Here is a 24127-nt window from a genome sequence, read left to right on the forward strand (position 1 = left end):
CGCCGAGACGGAGCCGTTCGCGTTGATCACCAGGTAGTCGGCGCGACTGTCGCCGTCGAAGTCCGCGAACCGGACCCTCGTCGCATCGGCGGTCACACCACCCGCCACCTGACCGAGTACGGCCCAGCCACCGTGGCCGTCGCCACCTCGGTTGAGAAACGCCTGTACCGCGCCGTTGCTCGCGACCGTGAGGTAGTCCATCCGCCCGTCGCCGTCGAAGTCGGCCCAGCGGATCTTGCCTGACCCACCGGCCTCGTTGCCCGCGTTGAGTGCGGGCGCCGCGGCGATCACGCCATCGGAGTACGCGCGATCCAGGGCCGGGTAGAACGCCTGCGCCATTCGCTGGAATCCGGCGTCGTTGGGATGCAGCCCGTCGGCCATTTCAGCGGACGTGAGCGCGGGCGGATCGACGTACCGGGTCTTCGGGTTGGTCAGCGCCGACTTGACCGCGGCGTTGAAGGTGGCGACCTTGGACTCGAGCCCGGGGGTGGTCGGGATCAGGCCGAGGACGATCACGGTGACGCCGGGCTTGTCGGCGACGATCCGGTCGACCAGGCCCCTGAAGCGGGCCGGGGCGTTCGGTACGTCGACGTTGCGGTTCAGGTCGTTGATGCCGAGATGCAGGAGTACTACGTCCGGCCGGGCGGCTGCCAGCCAGCCGTCGATCTCGGCGCGGACCTGGTCGATGATCCAGCCGCTGTGGCCCTCGTTCGAGAGGTCGGCGAGATTGCCGGATGCCTGGGAACCGACGAAGTTCACGGCGTACCGGGTCTGGCCGCCGATCAGCGCGGCGAGCGGGCGGCGGTACGAGGACGAGGTCGGGCTGCCGACGCCGGCGGTGATCGAGTCACCGAGCGGCATCACCCGAAGCGTTTTGACAGCAGGGACAGCCTGAGCAGCAGGCGTGGTGATGACGAGGAGCCCGGCGATCAACGCGAGGGCCACGCTGAGGCGCCTCATGAGGCGGCGTTCATCAGGTCGAGTGCGCTCTGCTGGCGGGCGGCGTCGAGTTTGTCGATCGGGCCGTACCAGCGCAGGCCGTACTGGTCCATCGCCGTCCGGTCGGAGGCGAAGGCACGGTCGGCATTGCGGCGCAGGTAGGTCGTGTACGGGTGGTCGGTCAGCGCCGCGTTGAGCTTGCCGAGGCCGCGGACGTGGGCGCCCTTGAAGGTCGGGCCGTCACCGCCGCAGTCACCGGCTTCGCACGGCTCCTTGAGGATTCCGTCGGCGGTGTTGAGGCCGGACGAGGTCGTCGCCGCATCGGCGATCTGACGAGCCGTGGTCAGGTACGAAGTATTACCCGTTGCCTTGGACAACTCGGTGAGTGCGCCGAGCAGCACACCCTGGTTGTAGGTCCAGGCGACGTCTCCGTTGTTCTTGCAGGTGGAGAGGTTGATGCCGTCGTTGACCAGATGCGAGCTGTTGATCATCCCGGTCTGCTGGAACCAGGTCCAGCCGTTCTGTGCCTTTTGCAAGTACGCCGTATCGCCGGCGATCCGGTTGTGCAGGGCCGCGGTGAGCTGGATGTAGAGCGAGTTGGAGATCGCGTTCTTGTAGGTCTTCGCCTCGCTCCACCAGACACCTCCGCCGCAGGTGTTGTCCCAGTACGCCGCCATGTGGTCGGCGTCGGCCCCTGGCGGTCTGGAGGTAGCGAGCTTCCCCGGTCAGGTCGTAGGCGGCGATCCAGGCGAGACCCCACCAGCCGGTGTCGTCGATGTAGTCGTTGCGGAACTGACCTTCGGCGGCGTTGACGTTCAGGTCGTAGGTCTTGCCGATCGCGTACTTGTAGCTCGGCATCCCGGTGATCCGCGCGTTGTCGATGATCGCGTTCAGCGCGTTGGCGTTGTTCCACCAGCCGGTCGTGTCGAACTTTCCGGTCGAGAGGTTGTAGAACTGCATCTGGGCCGTTGCTGCCGCCGTACGCCGGTCGCCCGCGTTCCAGGTGGTCCGCGCCCACGCAGTACAGGCGATGTCGGCGCGGTCCGCGGCTTTGCCGCACGCGCGGAGGGCGCCGACGCCGAGGTTGTTCCAGTCGTCGACGTTGAACATCTGGGTGCGCCAGCCGCTCTGACCGGCCGGGATCGCGGTGTTGCCGAGCCTGCTGCTGCCCGACCAGGAGCGGCCGCCGTCCATCGAGCGGTCCAGCCAGACCTCGTCGCCGGGGTTGCCGTTCTCGATCGAGGCCCAGCCCATCGCGTCGTTGTCGTCGAAGTGCAGCCGGAGCGTCCGGCCGAAGATCGTCGCGCTGACCGGGGACCGGTCGCCGGGGGACAGGGCCGGGTCGCGGGCGTCGCAGTACTTGTTGCAGATGGTCGCCTGTGAACTCATCGGCACCGCCGGAGTCGAGGGGGCTGGGGGAGGTGGTGCGCCGACGGGGAGCGACAACGTTGTCAGCAGAGCAGTCGTGATGAGTCCGGCGATCATGATGGATCTCCCTGGGGCGGTAGGAAGAGAGCGCTTCCATCGAAAGGTAAGGCGCGTTCTGTGAGGGGGTCAATACGTCGGGTGATCGAAAATGTGGGAAAACGTGGGACAACCGAACTCTTGACCCGATCGGAGCATCGATGCCCAGTGCGACGTGTCGGAGGTTGCGTTGCACGACCGGCGCCCAGGCACGCACTAACGCAACCTCCGACACGCCGCACCGGCGTGCGGCGCGAGCCCACCGCTGATTGATTGTGTTCGATCGTGAGGAGAGCTGCATGTCCTTCCGCCCACCTTCCGCTGCCCGTCGTTCAGGTCCTGGCGCTGATGCTCACCTGTGGAGTGGCTGGAGTGCTGACCGCGGCACTTCCCGGCCGGGCCGCGGCCGTCGACGGCCCGAGTGACGTCTACACCTACCTGGAGAACCCCGGCATGGTCGCCGAGGGTCAGGTCGCGCCGCACACCAGGCTCTGGCCGTACGCCGATGACGCGGCCGCCGTCCGCGCGAGCGGTTCGCAGTACGTGCGTTCGCTGGACGGGGCGTGGAAGTTCAAGCTGGCGGATACGCCGGGCAAGGTGCCGACCGGGTGTACGCGGTTCGAGGCCACGGTCGGTCTGGACGCCGAGGTGGGCGGCTCGGGCAGCGTGACGTTCGAGGTCAAGGGTGCTGACGGCGCAGTACTGGCTTCTACGCCACGGATGACCGGTGGTGGCAGCGGCGTGAATCTGTCGGCCGCATTGTCCGGCCAGTCGCAAGTGCAGTTGGCCGTTACCGATGCGGGTGACGGCAATGGTACGGATCACGCCGACTGGGCCGCGGCCCGATTCACCTGTGGATAGCGAGGGAGGCCAGGACACCGAGCGCCAGTAGGGAGGTCACGACGATCGCGACGTTGCGGCCGCAGGCGTTGCGCCGGTTCAGCTCGGTTCGGCGAACCGGCCCGGAGCGAGCACGGGTCGAAGTCGTCGCTCTCGGGGGCTCTGGTGAGTGCGAGCAGGCGGATGGCCCAGGCGCGCGGCTGCAGGCGCAGCGGCGTACGGGCGTCTGCTTGTTTGATCGCGGCCTGCAGCACGAGGTTGCGGACGAAGGCGGCGGCGTCGGTCGCGCCGGCCAACTGTCGTTCGAGGTGGCGGTGATCGGGGAGTGCTCGCTGGACCACGCCGTGCGCGGCCAGGACGTTGCGGTGGCGGCTGAGATTCGGCGGCAGGTTGGCATACGCCAGCCGAACCAGGTCGGGGTAGTGATCGAGTAGCGCCGCTTCGACGTCGGCAGGGCAGATCTGGGGGCGGACAGATCGTGCTACTGACGGTGCTGGTGACAGGGCTGCTGTCGGTCGGTGCCTTCGCAGTGTTCTGGTATCGCTCATTCCGCGCTCGCCGCTCCAAGGTGTCCGGACAAACTCTCTTCCGAAGCAACGAGCGAGTGACTCTGTGGTCACCCTATCCAGATTTTCGCTCGACGCCGTTACTCTCCGTGAGGGCGGTTATCCTCGGCATCGTGACCAGCGCGAGCGAGACAGACGGGACCAGGACCGGCGGCGACGCGGTGACCGGGCGGTGGGACGGAGTCGACGTCCACTTCGGTGAGGAAGGCGGCCGGCTCACCTACGGCAGCTACCTGCGGCTCGGCCAGCTGCTCGACCAGCAGCGGCTGGAATCCGATCCGCCCGCGCACGACGAGCTGCTGTTCATCACGATCCATCAGGTCTACGAGCTGTGGTTCAAGCAGGTCCTGCACGAGATGACCGCGTCCCGCGACGCGATGCTGTCCGGCGAACTCTGGCTCGCCCAGCACCTGCTCCGCCGGGTGCACACGATCGAGCGGACACTCACCCAGCAGGTCGACATCCTGGAGACGATGACGCCGCAGGACTTCGGCGAGTTCCGGCACCGGTTGTCACCGGCGAGCGGGTTCCAGTCGGTGCAGTTCCGGGAGATCGAGTTCCTGTCCGGTGCCAAGGACCCGTCCTTCGTGAAGCGGTTCCGCGGGCTGTCCGAAGCCGAGAAGATCCGGATCCAGCAGCGCCTGGACGAACCGACCCTGTGGGACGCGTTCCTGGTGGTCCTCGAGAAGGCCGGCTTCGCCACCGCCTCGGACGACGACCTCTACAAGGCCCTGCAAACAGTCGCCGGAGACCGCGCGCAGTACGGCGCTGTCTGGGAGCTCGCCGAAGCTCTCCTCCAGCACGACGAACTGGCCGCCGCCTGGCGCGCCCGGCACGTCGTCATGGTCGAGCGCATGATCGGCACCAAACCAGGCACCGGCGGCTCCTCCGGCGCCGGCTACCTCCGCTCCCGCCTGGACCTCCGCTACTACCCCCACCTCTGGCACCTCCGCACCGCCCTCTGAACCGCAGTTGTTGCCTGCTGTCTTGCCTGGCGCCCGGCACATCCCGTCTCGTAGCGTCCGAAGAAGCCGAGGTCCTGCCCCACAGCTCTTCGGACGTAAGGACCGGCATGGCGTAAGGCCCGCGACCCGGAGGAGGTGGATGTCAGGTGTCGGTGGGGCGGTTGAGGGCGTCGGTCAGGTGGGTGATGACCGCGTCGGGGGTGTTGGTCCAGTCGGTGGTAAGGACGTGGTGGACCTGCCAGCCGCCAGTAGCGAGTGCTCGGGGGTGGGTGGTGAGGCGCTCCAGGAGGGAGTCGGCGGCGATTCGCTCGGATGTGTCGACCAGTACTGCGATCCGATGGCCCTCGTCCTCGGGCCGTCGCAACGCCAGATCGCACCGGAAGACCGATTCACCGACCTCGGTCTCGACCACAACCCCCTGCTCCCGAAGCCGCTTTGCCAATTGCTCCACAACAGCCGATCGCAAGGGACCCCCGACACCTCCCGCAGCCCGGTGCCTCCCGGCACTGCTCGCAACCCGTTCCGTCCCGCCACTTTCCGCAACGCGGTCCTCCCCGCCACTTTCCGCAACGCGGTCCTCCCCGCCACGGATAACCCGTCGCCCGGGATCACGCTCCGCTCGCCCGGCCCTGGGGGTGCGGTGGCCGGCGACGGCGTATTGGGACAGGGCCGACTGGGCTGCTTCCAGGTTGCCTTGGGAGATGGCGTCGGCGTAGGTGAGGAAGCGGCGCAGGGTGTTGGCGCCGTCGTTGTAGGTGTTGGTGATGGCATCGGGATCGATGCTGGAGACGATCACCATGTGTTCGCGGGCGCGGCTGAAGATGACGTTCAGGCGCTTCTCGCCGCCGGAGGTGTTGATCGGGCCGAAGTTCATCAGCATCCGCCCGTCCGGCCCGGCCGCGTAGCAGACGCTCATGATGATGATGTCGCGCTCGTCGCCTTGGACGTTCTCCAGGTTCTTCACGAACAGCCCGGCGTCCTGGTCGTCACGGGTCCGGAGCTGCTCCGCCTCGTACCGCGCGCCGAACTCCGGGTCCTGCTCGCCCAAGAGGTCGAGCGCCCGCTCGATCTCGCCCTGCTGAGCCTCGGAGAACGCGACGATGCCGAGACTCTTACCGGTCTCACGGCCGAGGAGTTCGCGCACCAGACCGGCGATCCAGGCTGCCTCGGCGGGATTCGTCCGCCGTACGTAGATCCCGTCGACCACCCGCACCGAGGTGATGCTCCCGGCCAGGACGCCGTCCGCGACCTCGGGCCCGACCGGAGCGCCGGCACTCACGGCCCACGGCGGCGCCGGAGCAGCGGGCAGCCGGTCCGGGATCGTCGCAAGTCTGCCTTGGTAGAAAGCGGCGTTGCTGAACGAGATCAACGCCTCCGACCGGCTCCGGTAGTGCCAGGTCAGCATCGTCGACGCCAGCCGCAACGCGCTGATCGCGAGGAAGCTGTCGTCGGTCAGCGCGATCCCGACCGAGTCGTCGGTCTCGTCCTCCGGGTCGGCGGTCGGCGTCGTGACCCGGAAGTACTGCGTGGGTGGCAGCTGCATCTGGTCGCCGACCACGATCACCTGCGGCGCTCGGTGCAATGCGGGAATCGCCTCTTCGATCGGGATCTGGCTGGCCTCGTCGTAGATCACCACGTCGAACTCCGCGTCCAGCGGCAACGTGTCCGACACGGACGACGGGCTCATCAACCAGACCGGCCGCAGCAGCGACACCACCGAACCAGGATCGCCCGAGGCGAGCTCGCGGATCGACTTGTACCGCATCACCTTGCCGAACTCGTGTTCCAGCTCGCGCCGGCCGGAGCTGAAGGTCTTCTTCCGGGCGCGATCCTCGGCGGACATCCCGGTGACGCTCAGCTCGGAATGCGCGAGCTCGGCACGGAAACGCCGCCGTACGCCGGCCACGACCACTTCGGCGTTGACGCCCGTGAGCTCGTCGTACACGAGGCTCAGCTCGCCAACCACCTCGTCCAGTTGGGCGGACGTCAATCGCGGACCGACAGCGCGAGCCCGCTCCCAGTGCAGCGCGCACACCGCATACTCCAGTTGCGCAGGCGTAGCCTCCAACCTCCGCACGGCGGTCGCCACGGAACCCGGACCGTCGGCGAGCGCGCGCATGGCCGGAACCAGCGCCTGGATCGCTGGAACAAGCTGCGCCGAAGACAAGGCCGTGGAGATCTCCCGTACTGCGGCCAGCGTCTGCTCCGAGTACGCCTCGATCAGGAAGCCGCGCGTCGCCTCGTCGGCCGCCTCCAACGCGGTCGCAACGTCGGCCAACTTCGCCGCAAGCCCGCTCGAAGCCTTCTCGCTCGCCGAATCGGCAGACGCGGTCGAGCGCGCATCGCCCGCCGAATCCGCGGACGCGGTCGAGCGCGCATCGCGCTCCGACTCCGCGAGTGCGGCCCGCCAGGAGGCGAGCATCGGCTCCTTCCTCAACCGCTGAAGGCGTTTCGCCAGTCCGGCCGGATCGCCCGTACCCCATTCGCGCTCAGTCTCAGCCCGGTACTGCGTCACCGCGGCGGTCGCGTCGTGAGCGGCGACCAGATGTGTGAGCAGGTCAGTCACGGAAGGCTGAACCGCCCGCGCGGACGAGTCGTATCGCGAGCGAACCAGGCTCTTCACCTTCCGCCAGTCGCCGTTGAGGAAGGAGAACACGCCACCTTCCTTGCTCTGGGCAACCGTTAATGCGGAGCGCGCATCGACCACCGACAACGGATCCCGCCATCCGGCGGCCGCCTCCCAGGCGGTCCGCTCCGCGGCGACGAGCGCTTCCTGCCGATCCACCGCCTCCCGTAACTTGCGTGCTGCCGTCGACCTCGGCTCGATCGCGTTCCCGAGCCCGCGCTCGACCAACGGCAGCAGCACCACGCCCAGCTCAGCAGCACCTCGCACCCACGCCAGCGGCTGGTCAGCTACCTCTTCATCAATCGCCACTGCGGCGCCGTCGAGAGCAGCGGAGACGGCATCCCAGCGGCCCCGGATCTCGCGGGCACGGATGGGAATCTCCGTGTCAGCACCTTGGGCCACCCAGATCTCGGGGGAGACAAAGGCGAGCGGGCTTCGAGCCAGTACGCCGCCGCTGGCCGGGTCGGCCTTGACCAGCGCTTGCCCCAGACCCTCCACCGCAGCCCGCCCGGCCCACCACTCGCCAGCCGCCGGAATCAGCCGAAGCTCCAACGGCTCCAGCTCCCCGCCCCACCGAGACTCCCGCAACTCCGCCAGCCGATCCACCACCACCCGCAAACTCGGCCCGCCCGCGCCAGGTTCCTCTAGTGCGAGAAGCGCTTCGAAGTCGGCGACTGTGGTGAGTAGGCGGTTCACGCGGGAGAGGAGGGCGTCCCGGCGTACGGAGAGTTCGTCGGCGTTGTCCTCGGCGGACAGCCAGGCTTCGTAGGTGTCGCGGAGTCCGTGGACGAAGGCCTTCTTGTCTGCCTGGGAGTCGTGGATCAGCGTGCACAACCCGTCCAGCCGGCGGCTCGCCAGCCGTGCGTGCACGACGTCCAGCGCCGCTCGCTTCTGGCAGACGAACAGGACCCGCTGCCCGCGCGCGACGAAGTCCGCGATCATGTTCGTGATCGTCTGCGACTTCCCCGTCCCCGGCGGGCCCTGGATCACGAAGCTCTCGCCGCGCTGCGCCCGCGCGACCGCCGCCACCTGTGAACCATCGGCAGGCACCACCAGATGCCGGCCCTCAGGCGGCAACTCGGACGGCTCATCGCTGATCGGCCGCGGCCGGTCCGAGAACAGTTGCTCGAACGACGGGCACGGCCGTCCCGTCGCCAGCAGCTCGTCGTAGTCGCGAACGAGCCCGAGCGTGCGGTAGTTGAAGTTCGACAAGGCGACGGCGCACAGGTCGACGTCCCACGAGTACGGACCGCCGTCGGTGTCGATCGTGTAGGTATCCGTCTCGAGTGCGCCCGGCCGCCGCAGCGCCGGGTCGGCGCCGAGCGCGATGCTCAGCGGCAACTCCTGCACGCCCAGCTGACTCCGGAAGATCTGCACGCCGAGCGGCTCGTAGTCGGACCGCCGGTACGAGTACGAATAGTGCCGTCCGCCGAATTCGTTCGCCGTGTTCCCGTGCTGTCGACGACGGTAGTTCCGCAGCTTGATCATCGCCCGCTGCCGGACGAGATCGATCCGCGGCTTCTCCCGCAGATGAAGCCGCAGCCCCGGCTCCGATGCCTGGATCTCCTTGGCCAACCGCTCATGCAGTACTTCGATGGCGCCGGGCTCGGCCAGATCCACGCTCACCGGCAGGTTGATCCCGTACAGCTGGTGCAGGTGATGCCGCAGCGTCGGGTTCACCTCCGCGATGGGATCGATGATCTTCAACGTGTACGAGTCCCGCACGCCGCGCTTCTTCGCCAACTCCACCTTCACCAGCACCAGCGGCGACGCGAGCCGGGTATCGGGATCGTTCTTGAGATCGTGCCAGCGCAGAAACGCCGGTACGAGAAGCAGTTGGTCCTGCCCGTACTCCGCCCGGTCCCGGCGTGCCGTCGAGATCAGCTTGTCCAGCGAGCTCGCGGCGTACGGCGCCTCGTCGTACCGGATCCACTTCCCGAGCGACTGTGGCGAGCCGCTGACGAGGCGGGCGGCTAGCTCGGAGTTCCAGGTGAAGAGTTGTTCCGCGCGGATGGTGCGGATGTCGAGCATCAACGGGACCGAGACCTCGGTCAGGTTGACGGTCTGTGCGGTGTGCCGGAAGTTGACCAGGCGATTGCGGCGGGAGAGGTCGAACAGCCGGTCCCGGAGCGCTCGCAGTACGGCGGCCCGTCGGTCCTCGGCGCCGGTGGTGATCGCGGTGACGTCGAAGTCGAGCGGCTGGTCGCGATAGTTCTCGAGCTGCTCGATCAGCGAGCGGAGGTCCTGGGCGCGGTGATGACGGTCCGGTTCGGCCATCTGCGCGGCCACGGACAGGATCACCGGGTGCAGCTCGGAGCCGAGGGAGTAGAAGTTGCCGCGGGCCTCGATCAGGACGGCGACGTCGTCGGGATCGTCCAGGTCGAGGCCGCAGCCGAGGCCGATCAACAGCTGGCCGAGACTGAAGATGTCGGTGAGCGGGTCGTGGTGACCGACCACGTGCTCCCAGCTCTGCCAGCCGGGCACGAGCACCGGCGCTTTGATCGCCTCCGGCATCGGCTCGGTCACCTGGGTCCGGAGTCGGCCGCCGCTCTCGCTGAGGTCGATCTCCTGCTGCCGGTGCGCGATCACCTCGACGGCGTCCGAGCGATGCCCTTGCCTGGCTTCGAGCTCGGCCGCGGCGATGCTCGGACGGGATGCGTACTCCGGTGCGAAGCCCAGCCGCGTGTGGTCGTCCACCGTCAGCCGGTCGAGCCCACTCAACGGTGCGACCAGGCCGCGCTCGTGCACCTCCGCGGTCGCGTGGAACAACGGCAACACCGCCGCCAGCAACGCGTCGCTGCCCAGGCCCTCCCGCGACTCCGCCAACTCCACCAGATCCCGTGCGGGCCCGCTCATTGGATCGCCTCCGCGGCGGCGGAGAGCTGGGCGCGGCGTTTGTCGGACCAGCCGAGCTCGTCGTCGGCCAGATCGTCGTACGGCGTGAGCCCGGCTTTTCGGGCGACTCCCATCGACGCGATCAGACCGGCGTCACCCGTGTCGGGATCGGCCGTCGCCAGGTCCAGCAACAGGTAGCACAGGTACTGCTTGGTTGCCGGAGTCAACGATCTGGGCCGCGGTATCGGCGCCCCGTCGACCGGACGGACAGCCAGTGGCTCGTCGAACCTCGTGATCGCACCGCCCGGTACGCCGAGAGGCCCGGGTGGATCCGCGAAACCGGCCGCGTACGTCGCGACCGCGTCGGTCCGGAGGCCGTCGGTCTGCGCGATGTCGGCGGCGAAATCCATGCTCAATTCGCGCAGCAGCGCGGCGTCGAGGAGATCGGGCGAATCCACGTCGAGCGGACCGGTCAGCAGGATCTCCACGTCTTCGCCGGCCAGCCAGTTCTTCAACGCCCAGGCTCGGGCGACGCCCTCGGGATGGCTCGTCCCTCGGCTTCCGGTGCTGAGGTCGAGCTCGTCGGCCTGCCGGAGATAGGCCTCGGGATCGACGCCTGCCAGGCCGGTCTGGGTCTTGAGGAGCGCGCGCACCGTAGTACTGAGATCTCCGCAGGCGACCAACGCGCCACGGTCGGCGAACAGCTCCGACGCCATCACCCAACGGCGCCGGGTCTCCAGATACTGCCTCGGCGTACGGGCGTCCCCAGCAGCAGCATCGAGCAACCGGTCGACAGCAAGGTAAGCACCGTCTTCGAGCGTCCAAAGCAACCGGTGAGCCAACTCATGACCACAGATCGCGGCCAGTTCATCGTTGTCGAGCCGCTCCAGCAACGGTCCCTCGAACAGGATCACCGCCTTCTCCGCCTGATGCAGCAATGACGCGTTGGGCGCCGCGGACCCGTCACCTTGGTAGTACTCGATCGCCACCTCGAGCCCCAACGCCTCCGCGGCCCGCCGCCCAGCCGCGTGCAACTCGGGATGCCCGTCTTCGTCGAGCCGGTAGGTGTGCCGCAACAACGCCTCATCCAACCCCGGATCCGCCTCAGGCTCCGGCAGCAGGGCCTCCCAGGCACGCTGATCCACCCGACGAACGTGCCCAAGCACGCCCCGGTGATAGCTCAACGCCCCCACAGTCTCAACCACAACGCCACCCTAACTACCCCCACAGACAAGAAGTTCCCTCATCAACCCGCTGCGGTGGCTAGGGAAAGAACTACAGGGCTGGGGGTGGTGGCAACGCGTCAGCGGACTGAGGTACCCATCAGGTACGCGGCCGTGGGATTGCGGAGCGCGGTGATGTCTTCGAGGGGATTGCCTGGTACGACGAGCAGGTCGGCGTCGTGACCAGGGAGGATGCGGCCTTTGGCGGGTAATCGGCAGGCGGTTGCGGCCTCGGAGGTAGCGGAGGCGAGGGCGAGGCTGGGCGGCATCCCTCCGGTGGTCAGGGCGATGATGGCTTCGGGGAGGATGCCGTGGCGTTTGCCGGGGGTGATGCCTGCGTCTGAGCCTGAGATGAGGTGGACGCCCGCGCGGTACAGGTCTCCGAAGACGCGGATCCGGGTGGCGTAGTCCGTTCCGGTGCGGCGCATCATTTCCAGTACTGCGGGTGGGGGCGTCGCGCCCGGGACCATCCCGAGCGTCGGGCACACCGCAGTACGGGATGAGACGAGTTGGCTCACAACAGACGAGTCGACGACCATGCCGTCGCCGGCGATGAAGGAGCAGTGTTCGATCCCGTCGACCCCGGCCGTGAGCGCGTTCCTGATCGACTCCAGCGAATGCGCGTGCGCGGTCACCGGCAGCCCGAGCGTGTGCGCCTCCTGCACGACGGCGGTGAGCTCCTCCGAGGTGAACTGAGAGGCCGCCGGATCGGTCCCGGGCGTGTTGACGCCGCCACTGGCCATGATCTTCACCAGATCGGCACCCCGCTCGGCCCGTTCGCGGACCGCGCGCCGTAGCTCGTCCAGCCCGGAAGCCTCGCCGCCCATGTTCCAGCAGTGCCCGCGGGGAACGGTGATCGGCGGCCCCGCTCGCCACGACGGTCGGGAAAGCAGACCGGTCGCCACCATCACGCCACCCGACCACGGCCCACGATCGGTCGCCGAGATCCCGCACGGTCGTTACTCCGGCCGCAAGCTGTTCCGTCAGCGACTTCTCGATCTCCGCGACCAGTTCGTCGTCGCTGAAGTCGGTAATCCGGTCAAGCGCCCCCAGCCCGCTGTCACAACACAGATGCACGTGGGTGTCGATCAGCCCGGGCAGCAGCGTCGCGTCCTCGTACCGGACCACCTCACACCCAGCCGGAACCTCCGACTCGGCAGGCAACACCGCCGAGATCCGCCCACCCTCGACAAGCACCACAGCCCCGCCGCCGGAGTACTCCACCCCGTCGAACACCCCGCCCACCGCAAGAGCCAACATCTGCTGACAGTAGCTTCCGTATGCCACGCGAGTCAGTAGTGTCGCCATGCCCGGAGTTGGGCATGAGTGAGGTCTAGCCCTGAGTGATCGAGGAGATGACGGATGTGAAGCTCTACTCCGATGTGGGGGCCCAGCGGTTCGGGCAGGTGTTCGGAGATCTGCTGCTGGTGGGCTGGATCGCGTTCTGTACGGCGCTGGGGCTGACGGTCTTCAAGATCACCAACGCGTTGGGATACCCCGGGCGGAAGGCTGCCGAGGCGGGCGACGGGCTGGCAGGGGATCTGCACAACATGTCCGAGCCCGTCGGCAAGGTGCCGCTGGTGGGGGACCAGCTACGGGCGCCGATCGACGGTGCTGCGAAGGCGGCGGCGAAGCTTGCCGAGGCGGGGCGGGATCAGGCGCATGCGGTGGAGCAATTGGCCTATCTGCTGGCTGCGGTGACGATCGGGCTGCCGGTGTTGTTCGCGTTGCTGATCTGGTTGCCGCGGCGGATCCGGTTCTCGCGCCGGGCGACCGCGGCGCGGAAGTTCATCGACAACGCGGCCGACCTGGATCTGTTCGCGCTCCGGGCGATGGCGAACCAGCCGATGCACAAGCTCGCGAAGATCTCCCACGACCCGGTCGCGGCCTGGCGCGAAGGCGACTCCACAGTCATCGCCAAACTTGCCGACCTCGAACTCCGCGCCACCGGCCTACGGGCGCCCAAACCCGCCCTGGAGTCCTGAGCCACGCGCCGGCGCCGCGTACGTCGTACGGGCTGGAGCGTTGATGGGGCGTGTTGTGGGGACGTGCCGTCTAGGTTCGGCGTATGGCGCGGGTGTTGCTGGTGGAGGATGACGACGCGATCCGGACCTCGGTGGGGAAGTCCCTGACCGCGGCCGGGCATGTCGTCACGGCCTTGGCCGCCGGCGCCGACGGGGTCGCTTCGGTCGCCAGGGATCGTCCCGACGTCATGCTGCTCGACCTCGGTCTCCCTGATTTCGACGGTCGCGACGTACTCGCGATGGTCCGCGCCGTAAGCGACGTTCCGGTCATCGTGGCGACCGCCCGCGACGACGACGCCAGCGTGGTCCGCCTCCTCGACGCGGGTGCCGACGACTACGTCATCTAGCCGTTCAGCTCGGCCCAGATCGACGCACGGATTCGCGCCGTACTACGACGCGGCGGCGCCGATCAGCAGGAGGAAGCCGCGCTCAGCGTCGGCGGGTTGTCGATCGACCCGCGCAGCCGCGAAGTCACCGTCGACGGGAAGCCGGTCGACCTGACCCGCAAGGAGTTCGACCTCCTCGTCGCGCTGGCCCGACGCCCCGGTGCCGTCGTCACCAAACGCGAACTGCTGGCCGAGGTCTGGGGCCTGCCGTGGGGTGGCGGCGACAACGGCCTGGCGGACCGTATCGATGAGGTGATCGCGGTCGAACGAGAAGCGGTCGCCGACCTCTCCCACCGACTCCGTACTCCGCTCACCGCGCTCCGCCTCCAGGTCGAGGCCCTCCCGGACCGCGACCGCGCCGAGGAGCTGAACGTCCAGGTGAACAGCCTCGAACGCACCTTCACGGCAGTCATCAGCGCAGCCCGAAGACCGCAGCGCGAAGGCCGCGTCCCGCACTGCGACGCGGTTGCGGTCACTCGTCAACGAGCGGCTTTCTGGGAGCCATTGTTCGAGGACCAAGGCCGCGAACTCACCCTCGATCTGCCAACCCCACCGGCCGACGTGAGGTCGTCAGCCGAAGATCTCGCCGCCGCCCTGGACGCCCTCGTCGAGAACGTCGTCGCACACACTCCTGACGGCACCCCCGCCCGCATCATCCTCACCGGACAACAGGTAGCCGGCAACGCCGGCGTACTGATCGTCGTCGCGGACGAGGGCCCCGGCATCCCCCTCGGGTCCGGTGAACGCGGCCCGCAGCGACCGTGGCTCAACCAGCCTGGGCCTCGACATCGCCCGCCGCTGTGCCGAAGCAGCCGGCGGCCGGCGGCCGGCTGACCATTCACCCCAATGTCCCCACCGGCTCCTCGGTCCACCTCACCCTCGCCTCCCCGTAGCCGAACACAGCTGCGGCAGGGTTCAGGTGCAAGTTTTGGCGAGGATCTGGGCGGCCTGCTGGTCGTCGCGGGTGATGGGGAGCTTGTACTTCGCGGCGACGTGGAGGTAACGGGCGACGTAGGGGCAGCGGAACGACTTGTTGAGGGGGAGCCATTCGCCGGGGCCCTGGTCGGATTTGCTGGCGTTGGTGGAGCCGTCGACGGCCAGCAGGTTGTCGGTCTGGTCGTTCGCGAAGTCGATCCGGCGTTGCTCCGGCCAGGTCGAGGCGCCGAGGTCCCAGGCGCGGGACAGCGGGTAGATGTGGTCGATCTGCACCTTGCTGGCGGCTGCCTTCCGGAAGCTGATCGTCCGGCCGGTGTACGGATCCAGCAGCGTGCCGGACATCACCACACACTGGCGGGTGCCGGCCTTGTAGGTCACCGCGGTCAGTTGCTTGGCGAGGACGTTGTCGCGGGTGTCGCAACCGTCGTGACCGCCCGCCCCGGCGTGGTTGTCGGACCAGGCCTGACCGAACGAGCAGGCGCCCTTCTTACCGCACTCGCGGCTGTAACCCTTCACTTTAGGCCGGCTCGACACCACTTTCACAGTGGCGAGTTCGGCCAGGATCGAGTTTGCCGAAGTACCGGCGGGCTCGGCCGGCTGTTGGTCAAGCGAGGTACAACCGGTGGTGAGGAGAATCAGTGAGGCGAACAGGGCAACGGGGCGGCTGGCAGATGTCATCGGCGGGTGCAGCGCTCATTTCGGGGCAGGAGGAGACGACCGGTCACCGTCGTCCGCTGGCGAGTTCTATCACCAGCACCGTCGCCCGATCCAGCAACTCGCCCTGCGCGTCGCTGCCTACTCCGAGTGCGGCATTCGTCTGGACCGCGACACCGTCCAGGATCGCCGTGATGAGCTTGGCCCGAGAGGCGATCTCGGCCTTCGTCACCTCGCCGGCCGCGCGCTCGATCACGCCGCTCAGTTGGTCGTAGAACGCCTCGTAGATCTCGCGGTTCAGCTCGCGGAACCGGTCCTGGTGGAAAGCCAGCAGCGACAGGGTTGCGAAGACACTCCCGGCTCCGGTCGTCCAGTTGCTGATCAGGCCCGGCACTAGGGCGTGTCTCCAAACCCTGTGCGTGCTGCGCGGCACTCGGTGCGGCACCTCGGTGTGCTGGAGTGAAGGCCACGATGGAAGAACATCGAGGCCTTCACTCCAGCACACCGAGCTACCGCACCGAGCACCTGCTCGCGACTGCACAGGGTTTGGAGACACGCCCTAATCGCGAGGTCGTCGTCAGGGAGGTCGGTCGCCACCCGCAGGGCGGTCAGGTCGGGCTCGAACTGCGCCCGGATCACCGCCTCCAGCAGGTCGTCCCGGGTGGCGAAGTAGTACTGCAGGTTGCCCAGTTTCATCTCGGCCGCGGCCGCCACGCGACGCAGTACGAACTGGTCGTAGCCCTCCTTCACCAGGACGTCGCGCGCGACCCGGAGGACTGCCTCCCGGCGGCCTTCGCCTCGGCTGCTCAAGACACCGCTGGGGTGGTCGATCTGGCAGGCGGGCTGCTGTTGCCGGGGTTCGTGGATGCTCATATCCACCCGGTGCAGGGCGGGCTGAGCGAGCGCGGTGCGACCTGTCGCCGGCGCATGGCCGCGCGGAGTACCTCGACAGGATTGCCGCGTATGCGGTTCGCGGATGTTCACCATCTGGCGCCATGTCTGGCGTACCCGTGTACCTCAACTTCGGGACCGCTACCGGAACGCGGAACGGGCATCCGCGAGCCATGAAGGGTCACTTCGGAGGGCCGGACCCTCGACGGTGACCCTGGGGGCGATCCTCATTTCGGTGGGCGTAAGAGATGTTCGCCGGCTAGTTGGATCGCTTCGAGTCTGGTACGGCCGGGATGGTCCAGAGCGATGAAGTGGCGACCGATTGCCAGCGCGAACGCGAGGATGCTGCGTGCCTCGATCTCGTCCGGGTCGGTGATGAAGGTGCCGAACATCGCGCGCAGGAAATCCATCCGCTCGGTGTCGATCCGGCGCAGTCTCGCCGCAACGGATTCGTCGTGGCGTGCCCATGCCCGGACAGCGAGATCGATCTGGTGGAAGTCTTCCGAGGAGGTCAGCTGACCCGCGCGCCGGATCCGGGTGGCGGCGTCGCCACCTTCAGCGTCGACATGGGAGAGGACTTCCTGGGTGCAGCGGCGTTCCCATTCGTCGAGCATCTCGACGAGCAACGCGGGACGGCCATCGAAGTACCCGTAGAAACCGCCCTTGGTCACGCCGAGTTCGGCGGCCAGCGCCTCGACCCGGACCGCGTCGGGTCCGCCTCGGGTGAGGGCTACCAGACCCGCCTCGATCCAACGGGCTCGTGGTGTGCGGGCCACGGCGGGAATCGGTCCACCTCCATTGATCGCGTTGAAGTTGTACGGTACCGTACAGGCTAATTATACGGCATCGTATAAATGAGAGGCTGGATCGTGTCCCGACTCGAAGCGATCGCCCACACCGAGGCGAAATGGCGCATTCACGAGGTGACAGCGGACTTCACAGTCGAAGACGTGTGGTCCTTCAGCACGCCCGGCGCCGGGCCCGACGACTTTCCGGCCATGCTCGCCGCCCTGCGAGCGGCCGGTGGGCTCGACAAGCAGCCCTGGCCGGCGAAGTTCTTGTTCGCTGTGCGTTGGAAGCTCGGCGCCCTCTTCGGCTGGGACAAGTCGTCGGCGGGCATCGGTCACCGGATCGCCTCGCTTCGCGACCGGTTGCCCAGCGACCTTCGCACTGCCTCCACCGGGCCGGACAGTGACCGCATGCCGCTCAAGCCGATCTATGAGCTGGAACGGGAGGCCGCTCGCGAGATGGCGAACAAGACCGTCCACACCGTGATGCATCTTGGCTGGCTGCAGGGTGAGAACGACGACTACGAACTGCGAATGGCCGTGCTGGTCAAACCCAACGGATCGTTCGGGCGGCGTTATATGGCTGCCATCGCGCCGTTACGCTACCTGATCATCTACCCGGCGTTGACCCGGCAATGGGAACGAGCCTGGCGTGACCGCGAGCAGTCGCCCGGTTAGCCTCGAAATTTCATGGGTTCCGGCGTGTTGCCGATGGTTGGTGTTTTCGGTGTTCCGGCGGGTTGGTGGCGTGGGTCGGGCTCGGCTGTCGCGTCGAACGCCGAGGCTAGTGGTCGGTCGGGGGTGAGTCGCGCAGGGCCGCCCGGACGCCCGCTTGAAAGCGGGTATGAACGCCAAGACGGTCGATCAGGGAGGCGATCCGGCGTTGGGCCGTTCGATAGCTCACGGCGAGTTGCCTGGCGATGGCCTCATCGGTGAGTCCGGACAGCAGCAGGGCGATGACGCGCTGGTCGTCGACCGAAGACCGGTTCTCGGGGGTTCGGGCACCGGCGCCTGCCAGATCCAGGGGGAGGGCGCGTTGCCAGAGCCCTTCGAAGAGGTTGCCGAGGGCATCGAGCAGGGTGGAGGGGTGCACGATGATGATTGCCGGAGTGGTGCCGGGTTCACGCTGTAACGGGAGGACTGCCAAGCGTCCGTCGCAGAGGTAGAGCTTCAGCGGCAGCTTCGGCAGGACTCGCGACTGGCGGCCGGTCTGGATCAGTTGTTCGATGTCGGCCAGTGCTTCGGGTTGCTCGACGTACGCGCTGTCATAGATGGTGCGATAGCTCACTCCACTTGCGAAGGTCCCGGCGGACGGGCCGTCGCCGAGGTCGACGTCGGGAGGCCCGGCCAGGTAACAGACCTCGCTTCGCGCGCTGCGCCTGATCTGCAGCAGCCGTTGCCTGATGGGCCGATTGCCGGTGACGATCTCGATGACGGATCCGGGCCCGGCTCGCGCCACCTGCTCCCGGTAGATGCCGGCCAGTTGGTCGGAGTACTGCCTGGCCCGATGGAGTTGCTGCTCGCTGTCCAGCAGCAGGGTGTCGATCGCGATGTCGGGCGAGACCGCAGCGTAGGTGGGGGCCTTGAGCATCGATCGTCGGACCAGGCCGAGTTTCTCCAGCCCGTCGAGCACCGGCTGCAGCTTCTCGGCCCGATCCCAGTCGGCCGCGAGCTGGCTCACCGTGGACGGTGGCCGGTCGACGACGAGTTCGTAGGCGGCGTCCTCGGCCGCGGTGAGACCGAGCGCCTGCAGTCCCATCGGCGGGTCGAAGGGCAGGTCATCGCGCGGCATCCGTGCCACCTCCCGATTCGGTCAGCCAGCCGCGGCGTACGGCCTGGTAGCCGGCCTGGAAACGGGTCGCCGCGTCGAGGCGCTGCATCATCGCCCGGAGATGCCGATGAGCGGTGCGTTCGTGCCAGCCGAGGCTGTCGGCGATGGCTTGGTCGGTCTGCCCGGCCGCGAGCAGGGACAGCAGCGCCCGATCGGTCTCGCTCGGGGCGTCATGGCCGGCCATGACGGGCTGCTCCTGCTTACTGTGCAGCGGTACCGCGCGTTCCCAGTACATCTCGAAGAGTTCCGAGATGGCGTCGAGCAGGACCGAGTCGTGGATCACCAGCCAGGTCTCGAGATCGACCGGCTGACTGCGCAGTGGAACCATCGCCGCCGTCTCGCTGAGCAGGAGCTTGAGTGACACGTCGGTGACGCGGGCCTCCTCGCCGATGACGACGCCACGCTCGATCGCGGGGGTCCGGCCGGGCAGGCCAACTGCTTGCCGGTCGTACAGCACCCGGTAACGGACACCTTCGCGGAGCAGCCTGAGCTCCTCGCCGTTGTCGTCCAGCGGATCGGCGAGGTAGGGCGGGGCGTCGATTCCGCGCATCTCGGTGCGAACCGTTCGGTAGAGCTCCTTGAACCGGGCCTGGACCGCCTCGCGGCCGTGGACCACCTCGACGAGGTCGAGCGGGTCCTCGGTGATCGCCGCCTGGCGGTAGCGGACGGCGAGCTGGTTCATTCGTTGCCGGGCAGCCACCAGCGCCTGCTCCCGCGCGGCGAGCAGCGCTTCGAGGCCGGCATCGACGGGCACGACGGCGAAGCGGGGCGGGTCCGTCGGCAGCCGGGTGACCAGCGCGAGTTCTTCCAGTCCGCGCAGGGCCGCTTCGGCGTCGACGGCCCAGACCCGGCCGGCTGTCAGCGCGTGGAGTCCTTCGAGGGTGATCGGCGGCTGGGCGAGCAGCAGCTCATAGAGGGCCTGCTCGTTCGTGGACAGTCCGAGGGCTTGGAGCACGGTATCGATCATCGCCCGGGAAGCCGCGCCCCGACCACCGGATTCTCGCCAATGGCGTGAACCCGGTGGGCAAACCCGTTCCGTCAACGGCTACGGCGGTGCGATCTTCGAACACGACATCCGTCCCTCCGCTCCGCTGCTTGCGCGAGAACTCCGATCCCTGGGAGCACCGCATGAGAACACCGCCCGGACTACACCACCGAAGGACGACGGCGATCGTCGCCGCCGCCGCGATCGTCGCCGGCCTGACCTCGACCGCGTTCGCCACCTCCTCGAAGCCATCACTCGCCGGTACTGCGGCGCCCGTCACGCAGGCTGTGACGAAGTCGCCAGGCAGCGAGCTGATCAGCCTCAAAGGCCTGAGCTCCGGGTCGCACACCGTCACCCTGATCACCGGCGACCGGGTCAAGCTGACCGAATCCGGCGGCCACTACGCGGTCACCACCGAAGCCGCGCATCGGGCCGACGGACCGACCCCCACCTTCTTCACGCAGGCCGGTCCGGACGGAATGCTCGTCATCCCCAGCGACGCGACAGCCGCAGTACAGGCGGGGCGACTGGACCGCCAACTGTTCAACGTCACCTACCTGGCCGAGAACGGCTACACCGACGACGCGGTCAAGCAGGTTCCGCTGATCGTTCAATATCCGGCCGGCAGGTCCGCGAACGCCGTACGGTCTGCTGCGGCGGCTCTGCCTGCCAGTGTGCCGACGCACGACCTGTCCAGCATTCACGCATCGGCGCTCGAAGTACCGAAGGCACAGGCCGGGACGTTCTGGGCCGGTGTTCGCAACCTGACCGCGGCGCCAGGAAAAGCAGCGGCGCTTTCCGGCGGAGTGGACAAGATCTGGCTGGACCAGAAGGTCAAAGCGGACCTGGATGTGAGTGTGCCGCTGATCGGCGCACCGACCGCCTGGGCCGCGGGCCAGGACGGCACCGGCGTGAAGGTCGCCATCCTGGACACCGGCGTCGACACCACTCACCCGGACCTGGCAGGCAAGGTCGTCGAGTCCAAGTCGTTCGTCAGCGACACGATCACGGACGGCAACGGACACGGTACGCATGTCGCCTCCACCATCGTCGGCTCCGGCGCCGCCTCGAGCGGTAGGTACAAAGGCGTCGCACCCGGCGCTCGGCTCATCATCGGCAAGGTGCTCGACGACGGCGGATCCGGCGACGAGTCCGGCATCATCGACGGCATGCAATGGGCGGCCTCGAGCGGCGCCAAGGTCGTCAGCATGAGCCTCGGCGGTGGCCCGAGTGACGGTACGGACCCGCTCAGCCAGGCCGTCAACGACCTGACCGCGGCAACCGGCACGCTGTTCGTCATCGCCGCGGGCAACGCGGGACCAGAGGAATCCACGGTCGCGTCTCCAGGTGCGGCCGACGCGGCGCTGACGGTGGCAGCCACTGACAAGAGCGACGGGCTCGCCAATTTCTCCAGTCGCGGCCCCCGGCTGGACTCGGCTCTCAAGCCTGACATCGCGGCCCCGGGCGTGAACATCGTCGCCGCGCGCGCGGCGGGAACCAGCCTAGGTACGCCGGTGAACGACAAGTACACAACGCTTTCCGGTACTTCGATGGCCACGCCGCACGTTGCCGGTTCGGCCGCGATCCTCGCCCAGCGTCACCCGGACTGGAAAGCCAGCCAGCTCAAGGCCGCGCTGATGAGCACCTCCAAGGACGATGGCTTCACCGTCTACCAGCAAGGGTCCGGCCGGGTCGACATCGGCCGTGCCGACACCCAGCAGGTGTTCGCCACCACCGCGAACCTGGACTACGGATCGGTCGACGCCGGCCAGGCGCCAGCCACCAAGGAGCTCACCTACGGCAACCTCACCGGCAAGCCCGTCACGCTGAAGCTGGCGCCGGTCCTCAAGTCCGTCGGCGGGCAAGAGGCGACCACCGCACTGACAGTTGCCCAGAGCATCGAGGTGCCTGCGAACGGCACGGCCGCCGTGACCGTCACACTCGCCTCCGCCGATCTCGCTGTCGCCACCTACACGGGTGCCGTCATTGCTACCGACGAGGCCACCGGCGTACGGCTGTCCACTCCGGTCGGCCTCGTCCGGGAGCCTCCGAAGGTCACCCTCACCATCCGCACGCTGGGCCCCGACGGGAACCTGGCGTGGCCCGAGGGCTCCAGCGTGGTCGACGTCACCGGTGACCGCGGCGGCGTGGACAGCACGCTGCGGGCGGTCTCCCAAGGCATCAGCGAGGTGAAGGTGCCGGCCGGCGTCTACAGCGTGCTGCAGTTCCAGATGTGGATCGACAAGTCCTACCTGCCGGTGCTCGCGACTCTGGTCGACCCCGGGGTGACCGTCAACGGCGACACCACGGTCACACTCGATGCCCGCAAGGCACAGCGAATTACCTACAGCACCCCCAAACCTTCCGAACCGATACCAGGGCCCGGGAGTACCCACCTGCGGGTGGAGCGCACCGCGATCAACGGAACGACCTGGGTGAGCGGATTCGACGCCGCGCCGTTCGTGCTCGCGTACGCGACGCCTACCAAAAAGGTGACCAAGGGGAGTTTCCTGCTCACCTACGCCACGCAGTACGGGCCGCCGGAAACAGTCCTGAGCATGCAGGGCCGCCGACCGATCGCCCTGCACCCTGTCGTCTATCCCCACGTCGGGGAAAACCAGAACGGTGGCCTCTTCACCGCTGACCTGCACTTCAAGGGCACCCAGACGCTCGGTGTAGTCGACGTAGGCGTCGGCAAGCCGGCGGACCTGGCCGGGAAGGACCTCCGCGGCAAGTTGGCTTTGCTCGATGACGATCAGACGTGCGCCGTCCGGATGGACCGGATCCATGCGATCCGGGACGCCGGTGGCGCAGGCATCCTGGTCTGGCCGTCGGGGCAGCTCGGGGTCTGCTTCAACGGCCCGAACATCCCGGAGAGTCCGGTGAATACCGATGACGACGCGAGCACCGAGATCGGCATTCCCTATCTGTCGCTACCTCCGCTGGAGGGGCGCGCACTCGCCGACCGGCTGACCCACGAGGCGGTCAAGCTCAAGGTCAGCGCCACTCCGCAGGAAGACGCGCCCTACACCTACTCGTTGCTCACGTTCGAGAAGGGGCGCATCCCGGCCTCGCTGCACTACCGGCTGACCGGCAAGGACCTGGCCGATGTGACGATGGAACTGCACGCCTCCAAGCCGGACGCCGCCGCCGCGATCACCACGGCTTTCACGCGTGGCCAGGTCTATTGGTCGGTGTCCGAGATTCCGCCGGTGAAGACACCGACGATCCGGCACCAGTACGTCGGCCCGCTGTACCCGGATGTGGTCCATGAACGGGAGCTGATCCCGGCCGACGGTTCGGCGGCTGCCTGGTGGTCCTTGCATGTGTTCGACCGGCCGGTCCACGTCACCGAACGACGTAACGTCGGCCTGACGACGCCCGGTTCCATCACCGCACCGGACGCCGCGTACGCCGTACCGGATCCGTCCGTGCCGAAGATCTCGCAGAACCTCTTCGCGGTCTGCGCGCTGTGCCGCCAGGGCGACAACTTCTATCCGTTCTTCGTCCGCGCCAACGGCACCGGGCAGTGGGACGCCGCCGGCTTCTCGCCGGACGACACCCACCTGTACGCCGACGGCAAGGAGCTCCCGATCGGTAGTCCGCTGCCGGGGACCTTCGGGTATACGTTGCCGAAGGCATCCAAGAGCTACCGGCTGACCGTCGACGACCTGAACACCAGGGCCACCTGGAACTTCCGTTCGGGCACGGTCGGCAAGGACGTCACGAAGCCCGGGTACATCTGCGTGGAGTCCTTCGTGACCAACGGGGAATCCACTGCTCCCTGCCGGCCGGAGCGGCTGGTATTCGTCAGCTATGACCTCGGGGCGAGTCAGGCGATGGACAACACCGTTCGGGCCGGTGGTCTGCACAGGTTCAAGGTGAACGCGTACCACGCACCGTCGTCCGCGCCGTTGCCGAAGATCACCGGCGCCAAGCTCTGGTACAGCACCGACGATGGGGCGCACTGGAAGCAGGCTCTGCTGATTCCGGGTAAGGACGGCAGCTTCACCGCGGCCGCCATCTATCCCAGGCTCACGGCGACCAAGGGCGCGGTCAGCCTGAAGGTCGAAGCATGGGATGCCGCCGGCAACCAGATCGAACAAACCACTCAGCGGGCGTTCAACCTCCGCTGACCGATCCCGATCGGGCGGTAGGCACACCTCCCTGTGCC

Annotated in this window: 19 protein-coding genes and 3 pseudogenes; 8 read left to right on the plus strand and 14 right to left on the minus strand. The window is 67.8% G+C overall.

Annotation, left to right across the window (positions count from 1 at the left end):
* Positions 1-39: 39 nt before the first annotated feature.
* From F1D05_RS43195 to F1D05_RS42620, 3 genes and pseudogenes are all read right to left on the minus strand, one after another.
* A pseudogene (locus tag F1D05_RS43195) lies at positions 40-960 on the minus strand (GDSL-type esterase/lipase family protein); the annotation flags it as partial.
* The gene (locus F1D05_RS41045; RefSeq protein WP_281388767.1) at positions 957-1616 is read right to left on the minus strand and encodes a glycoside hydrolase family 76 protein; all 660 of its coding nucleotides are present in this window, start codon (positions 1614-1616) and stop codon (positions 957-959) included. The pseudogene F1D05_RS43195 and the gene F1D05_RS41045, both read right to left, overlap by 4 nt.
* A gap of 76 nt (positions 1617-1692) precedes the next feature.
* Positions 1693-2424 (minus strand): annotated as a pseudogene (locus F1D05_RS42620) (glycoside hydrolase family 76 protein); the annotation flags it as partial.
* Positions 2425-2688: 264 nt separating this feature from the next.
* Here F1D05_RS42620 and F1D05_RS28010 point away from each other — a divergent pair.
* The gene (locus tag F1D05_RS28010) at positions 2689-3264 is read left to right on the plus strand and encodes an NPCBM/NEW2 domain-containing protein (protein WP_185443438.1); all 576 of its coding nucleotides are present in this window, start codon (positions 2689-2691) and stop codon (positions 3262-3264) included.
* Here the strand turns inward: F1D05_RS28010 and F1D05_RS28015 are convergent.
* Positions 3225-3791, minus strand: a complete 567-nt coding sequence (locus F1D05_RS28015; protein WP_185443439.1) for a hypothetical protein — start codon at positions 3789-3791, stop codon at positions 3225-3227. The genes F1D05_RS28010 and F1D05_RS28015 overlap by 40 nt on opposite strands.
* Positions 3792-3922: 131 nt before the next feature.
* Here F1D05_RS28015 and F1D05_RS28020 point away from each other — a divergent pair, with 131 nt between their 5' ends.
* Entirely contained in the window at positions 3923-4774 is an 852-nt protein-coding gene (locus tag F1D05_RS28020; RefSeq protein WP_246486033.1) for a tryptophan 2,3-dioxygenase, read from the plus strand.
* 142 nt (positions 4775-4916) lie between these two features.
* On the opposite strand, the gene F1D05_RS28025 is transcribed toward F1D05_RS28020, so the two are convergent.
* From F1D05_RS28025 to F1D05_RS43200, 4 genes and pseudogenes are all read right to left on the minus strand, one after another.
* Positions 4917-10256 (minus strand): AAA domain-containing protein, encoded by a 5340-nt coding sequence (locus F1D05_RS28025; protein WP_185443440.1) that lies wholly within the window; start codon positions 10254-10256, stop codon positions 4917-4919.
* A complete protein-coding gene (locus tag F1D05_RS28030) occupies positions 10253-11440 on the minus strand; it encodes a M48 family metalloprotease (protein WP_185443441.1) in 1188 nt (395 codons plus the stop codon). The genes F1D05_RS28025 and F1D05_RS28030 overlap by 4 nt, the downstream gene beginning before the upstream one ends.
* 98 nt (positions 11441-11538) lie before the next feature.
* Positions 11539-12366, minus strand: coding sequence for an amidohydrolase family protein (locus tag F1D05_RS28035; RefSeq protein ID WP_185443442.1), 828 nt, complete (start codon positions 12364-12366; stop codon positions 11539-11541).
* An 88-nt stretch (positions 12367-12454) separates the two neighbouring features.
* Positions 12455-12586 (minus strand): annotated as a pseudogene (locus F1D05_RS43200) (amidohydrolase family protein); the annotation flags it as partial.
* Between F1D05_RS43200 and F1D05_RS41050 the strand changes: the two are divergent.
* The 4 genes from F1D05_RS41050 to F1D05_RS39105 all read left to right on the plus strand — a co-directional run bounded on the left by F1D05_RS41050 (position 12540) and on the right by F1D05_RS39105 (position 14702).
* Entirely contained in the window at positions 12540-12725 is a 186-nt protein-coding gene (locus F1D05_RS41050) for a hypothetical protein (RefSeq protein WP_246486973.1), read from the plus strand. The pseudogene F1D05_RS43200 and the gene F1D05_RS41050 sit on opposite strands and share 47 nt — an antisense overlap.
* Before the next feature lie 88 nt (positions 12726-12813).
* Positions 12814-13443: a hypothetical protein gene (locus F1D05_RS28045; RefSeq protein ID WP_246486034.1), complete on the plus strand. Its 630-nt coding sequence runs from the start codon at positions 12814-12816 to the stop codon at positions 13441-13443.
* Positions 13444-13526: 83 nt separating this feature from the next.
* On the plus strand, positions 13527-13829 hold the full coding sequence (locus F1D05_RS39100) for a response regulator (RefSeq protein WP_206685854.1): 303 nt from the start codon (positions 13527-13529) through the stop codon (positions 13827-13829).
* 96 nt (positions 13830-13925) lie between these two features.
* A complete protein-coding gene (locus F1D05_RS39105) occupies positions 13926-14702 on the plus strand; it encodes a winged helix-turn-helix domain-containing protein (protein ID WP_206685855.1) in 777 nt (258 codons plus the stop codon).
* A gap of 81 nt (positions 14703-14783) precedes the next feature.
* Here the strand turns inward: F1D05_RS39105 and F1D05_RS28055 are convergent, their stop codons facing one another.
* The 4 genes from F1D05_RS28055 to F1D05_RS28070 all read right to left on the minus strand — a co-directional run bounded on the left by F1D05_RS28055 (position 14784) and on the right by F1D05_RS28070 (position 17125).
* Positions 14784-15482, minus strand: a complete 699-nt coding sequence (locus F1D05_RS28055) for an HNH endonuclease family protein (RefSeq protein ID WP_185443443.1) — start codon at positions 15480-15482, stop codon at positions 14784-14786.
* Between the two features lie 43 nt (positions 15483-15525).
* Positions 15526-15852: a TetR family transcriptional regulator C-terminal domain-containing protein gene (locus tag F1D05_RS28060; RefSeq protein ID WP_185443444.1), complete on the minus strand. Its 327-nt coding sequence runs from the start codon at positions 15850-15852 to the stop codon at positions 15526-15528.
* The gene (locus tag F1D05_RS28065) at positions 15852-16331 is read right to left on the minus strand and encodes a TetR/AcrR family transcriptional regulator (protein ID WP_185443445.1); all 480 of its coding nucleotides are present in this window, start codon (positions 16329-16331) and stop codon (positions 15852-15854) included. The genes F1D05_RS28060 and F1D05_RS28065 overlap by 1 nt, the downstream gene beginning before the upstream one ends.
* A gap of 245 nt (positions 16332-16576) precedes the next feature.
* Positions 16577-17125 carry a TetR/AcrR family transcriptional regulator gene (locus tag F1D05_RS28070; protein WP_206685856.1) on the minus strand — a complete coding sequence of 183 codons (549 nt, stop codon included), beginning with the start codon at positions 17123-17125 and terminating at the stop codon, positions 16577-16579.
* Between the two features lie 93 nt (positions 17126-17218).
* On the opposite strand from F1D05_RS28070, the gene F1D05_RS28075 reads away from it, so the two are divergent.
* Entirely contained in the window at positions 17219-17815 is a 597-nt protein-coding gene (locus tag F1D05_RS28075) for a DUF2867 domain-containing protein (RefSeq protein ID WP_246486035.1), read from the plus strand.
* Positions 17816-17921: 106 nt separating this feature from the next.
* On the opposite strand, the gene F1D05_RS28080 is transcribed toward F1D05_RS28075, so the two are convergent.
* On the minus strand, positions 17922-18929 hold the full coding sequence (locus F1D05_RS28080) for a helix-turn-helix transcriptional regulator (RefSeq protein WP_185443447.1): 1008 nt from the start codon (positions 18927-18929) through the stop codon (positions 17922-17924).
* Positions 18916-19935, minus strand: a complete 1020-nt coding sequence (locus F1D05_RS28085) for a LuxR C-terminal-related transcriptional regulator (RefSeq protein ID WP_185443448.1) — start codon at positions 19933-19935, stop codon at positions 18916-18918. Before F1D05_RS28085 ends, F1D05_RS28080 begins: the two co-directional genes overlap by 14 nt.
* 161 nt (positions 19936-20096) lie before the next feature.
* Between F1D05_RS28085 and F1D05_RS28090 the strand changes: the two genes are divergently transcribed.
* Positions 20097-24089, plus strand: a complete 3993-nt coding sequence (locus tag F1D05_RS28090; RefSeq protein ID WP_185443449.1) for a S8 family peptidase — start codon at positions 20097-20099, stop codon at positions 24087-24089.
* Positions 24090-24127: the final 38 nt, after the last annotated feature.

Origin of the sequence: Kribbella qitaiheensis, assembly GCF_014217565.1 — a bacterium.
Classification (GTDB): Bacteria; Actinomycetota; Actinomycetes; order Propionibacteriales; family Kribbellaceae; genus Kribbella; species Kribbella qitaiheensis_A.

Bases quoted from the DNA above. Each gene is read 5' to 3' on its own strand.
- F1D05_RS41045 (WP_281388767.1), bottom strand. From the start codon at position 1,616: ATGGCGGCGTACTGGGACAACACCTGCGGCGGAGGTGTCTGGTGGAGC.
- F1D05_RS28015 (WP_185443439.1), bottom strand. From the start codon at position 3,791: ATGAGCGATACCAGAACACTGCGAAGGCACCGACCGACAGCAGCCCTG.
- F1D05_RS28025 (WP_185443440.1), bottom strand. From the start codon at position 10,256: ATGAGCGGGCCCGCACGGGATCTGGTGGAGTTGGCGGAGTCGCGGGAG.
- F1D05_RS28035 (WP_185443442.1), bottom strand. From the start codon at position 12,366: ATGGTGGCGACCGGTCTGCTTTCCCGACCGTCGTGGCGAGCGGGGCCG.
- F1D05_RS28045 (WP_246486034.1), top strand. From the start codon at position 12,814: ATGACGGATGTGAAGCTCTACTCCGATGTGGGGGCCCAGCGGTTCGGG.
- F1D05_RS39100 (WP_206685854.1), top strand. From the start codon at position 13,527: ATGGCGCGGGTGTTGCTGGTGGAGGATGACGACGCGATCCGGACCTCG.
- F1D05_RS28055 (WP_185443443.1), bottom strand. From the start codon at position 15,482: ATGACATCTGCCAGCCGCCCCGTTGCCCTGTTCGCCTCACTGATTCTC.
- F1D05_RS28065 (WP_185443445.1), bottom strand. From the start codon at position 16,331: ATGAGCATCCACGAACCCCGGCAACAGCAGCCCGCCTGCCAGATCGAC.
- F1D05_RS28080 (WP_185443447.1), bottom strand. From the start codon at position 18,929: ATGCCGCGCGATGACCTGCCCTTCGACCCGCCGATGGGACTGCAGGCG.
- F1D05_RS28085 (WP_185443448.1), bottom strand. From the start codon at position 19,935: ATGATCGATACCGTGCTCCAAGCCCTCGGACTGTCCACGAACGAGCAG.
- F1D05_RS28090 (WP_185443449.1), top strand. From the start codon at position 20,097: ATGAGAACACCGCCCGGACTACACCACCGAAGGACGACGGCGATCGTC.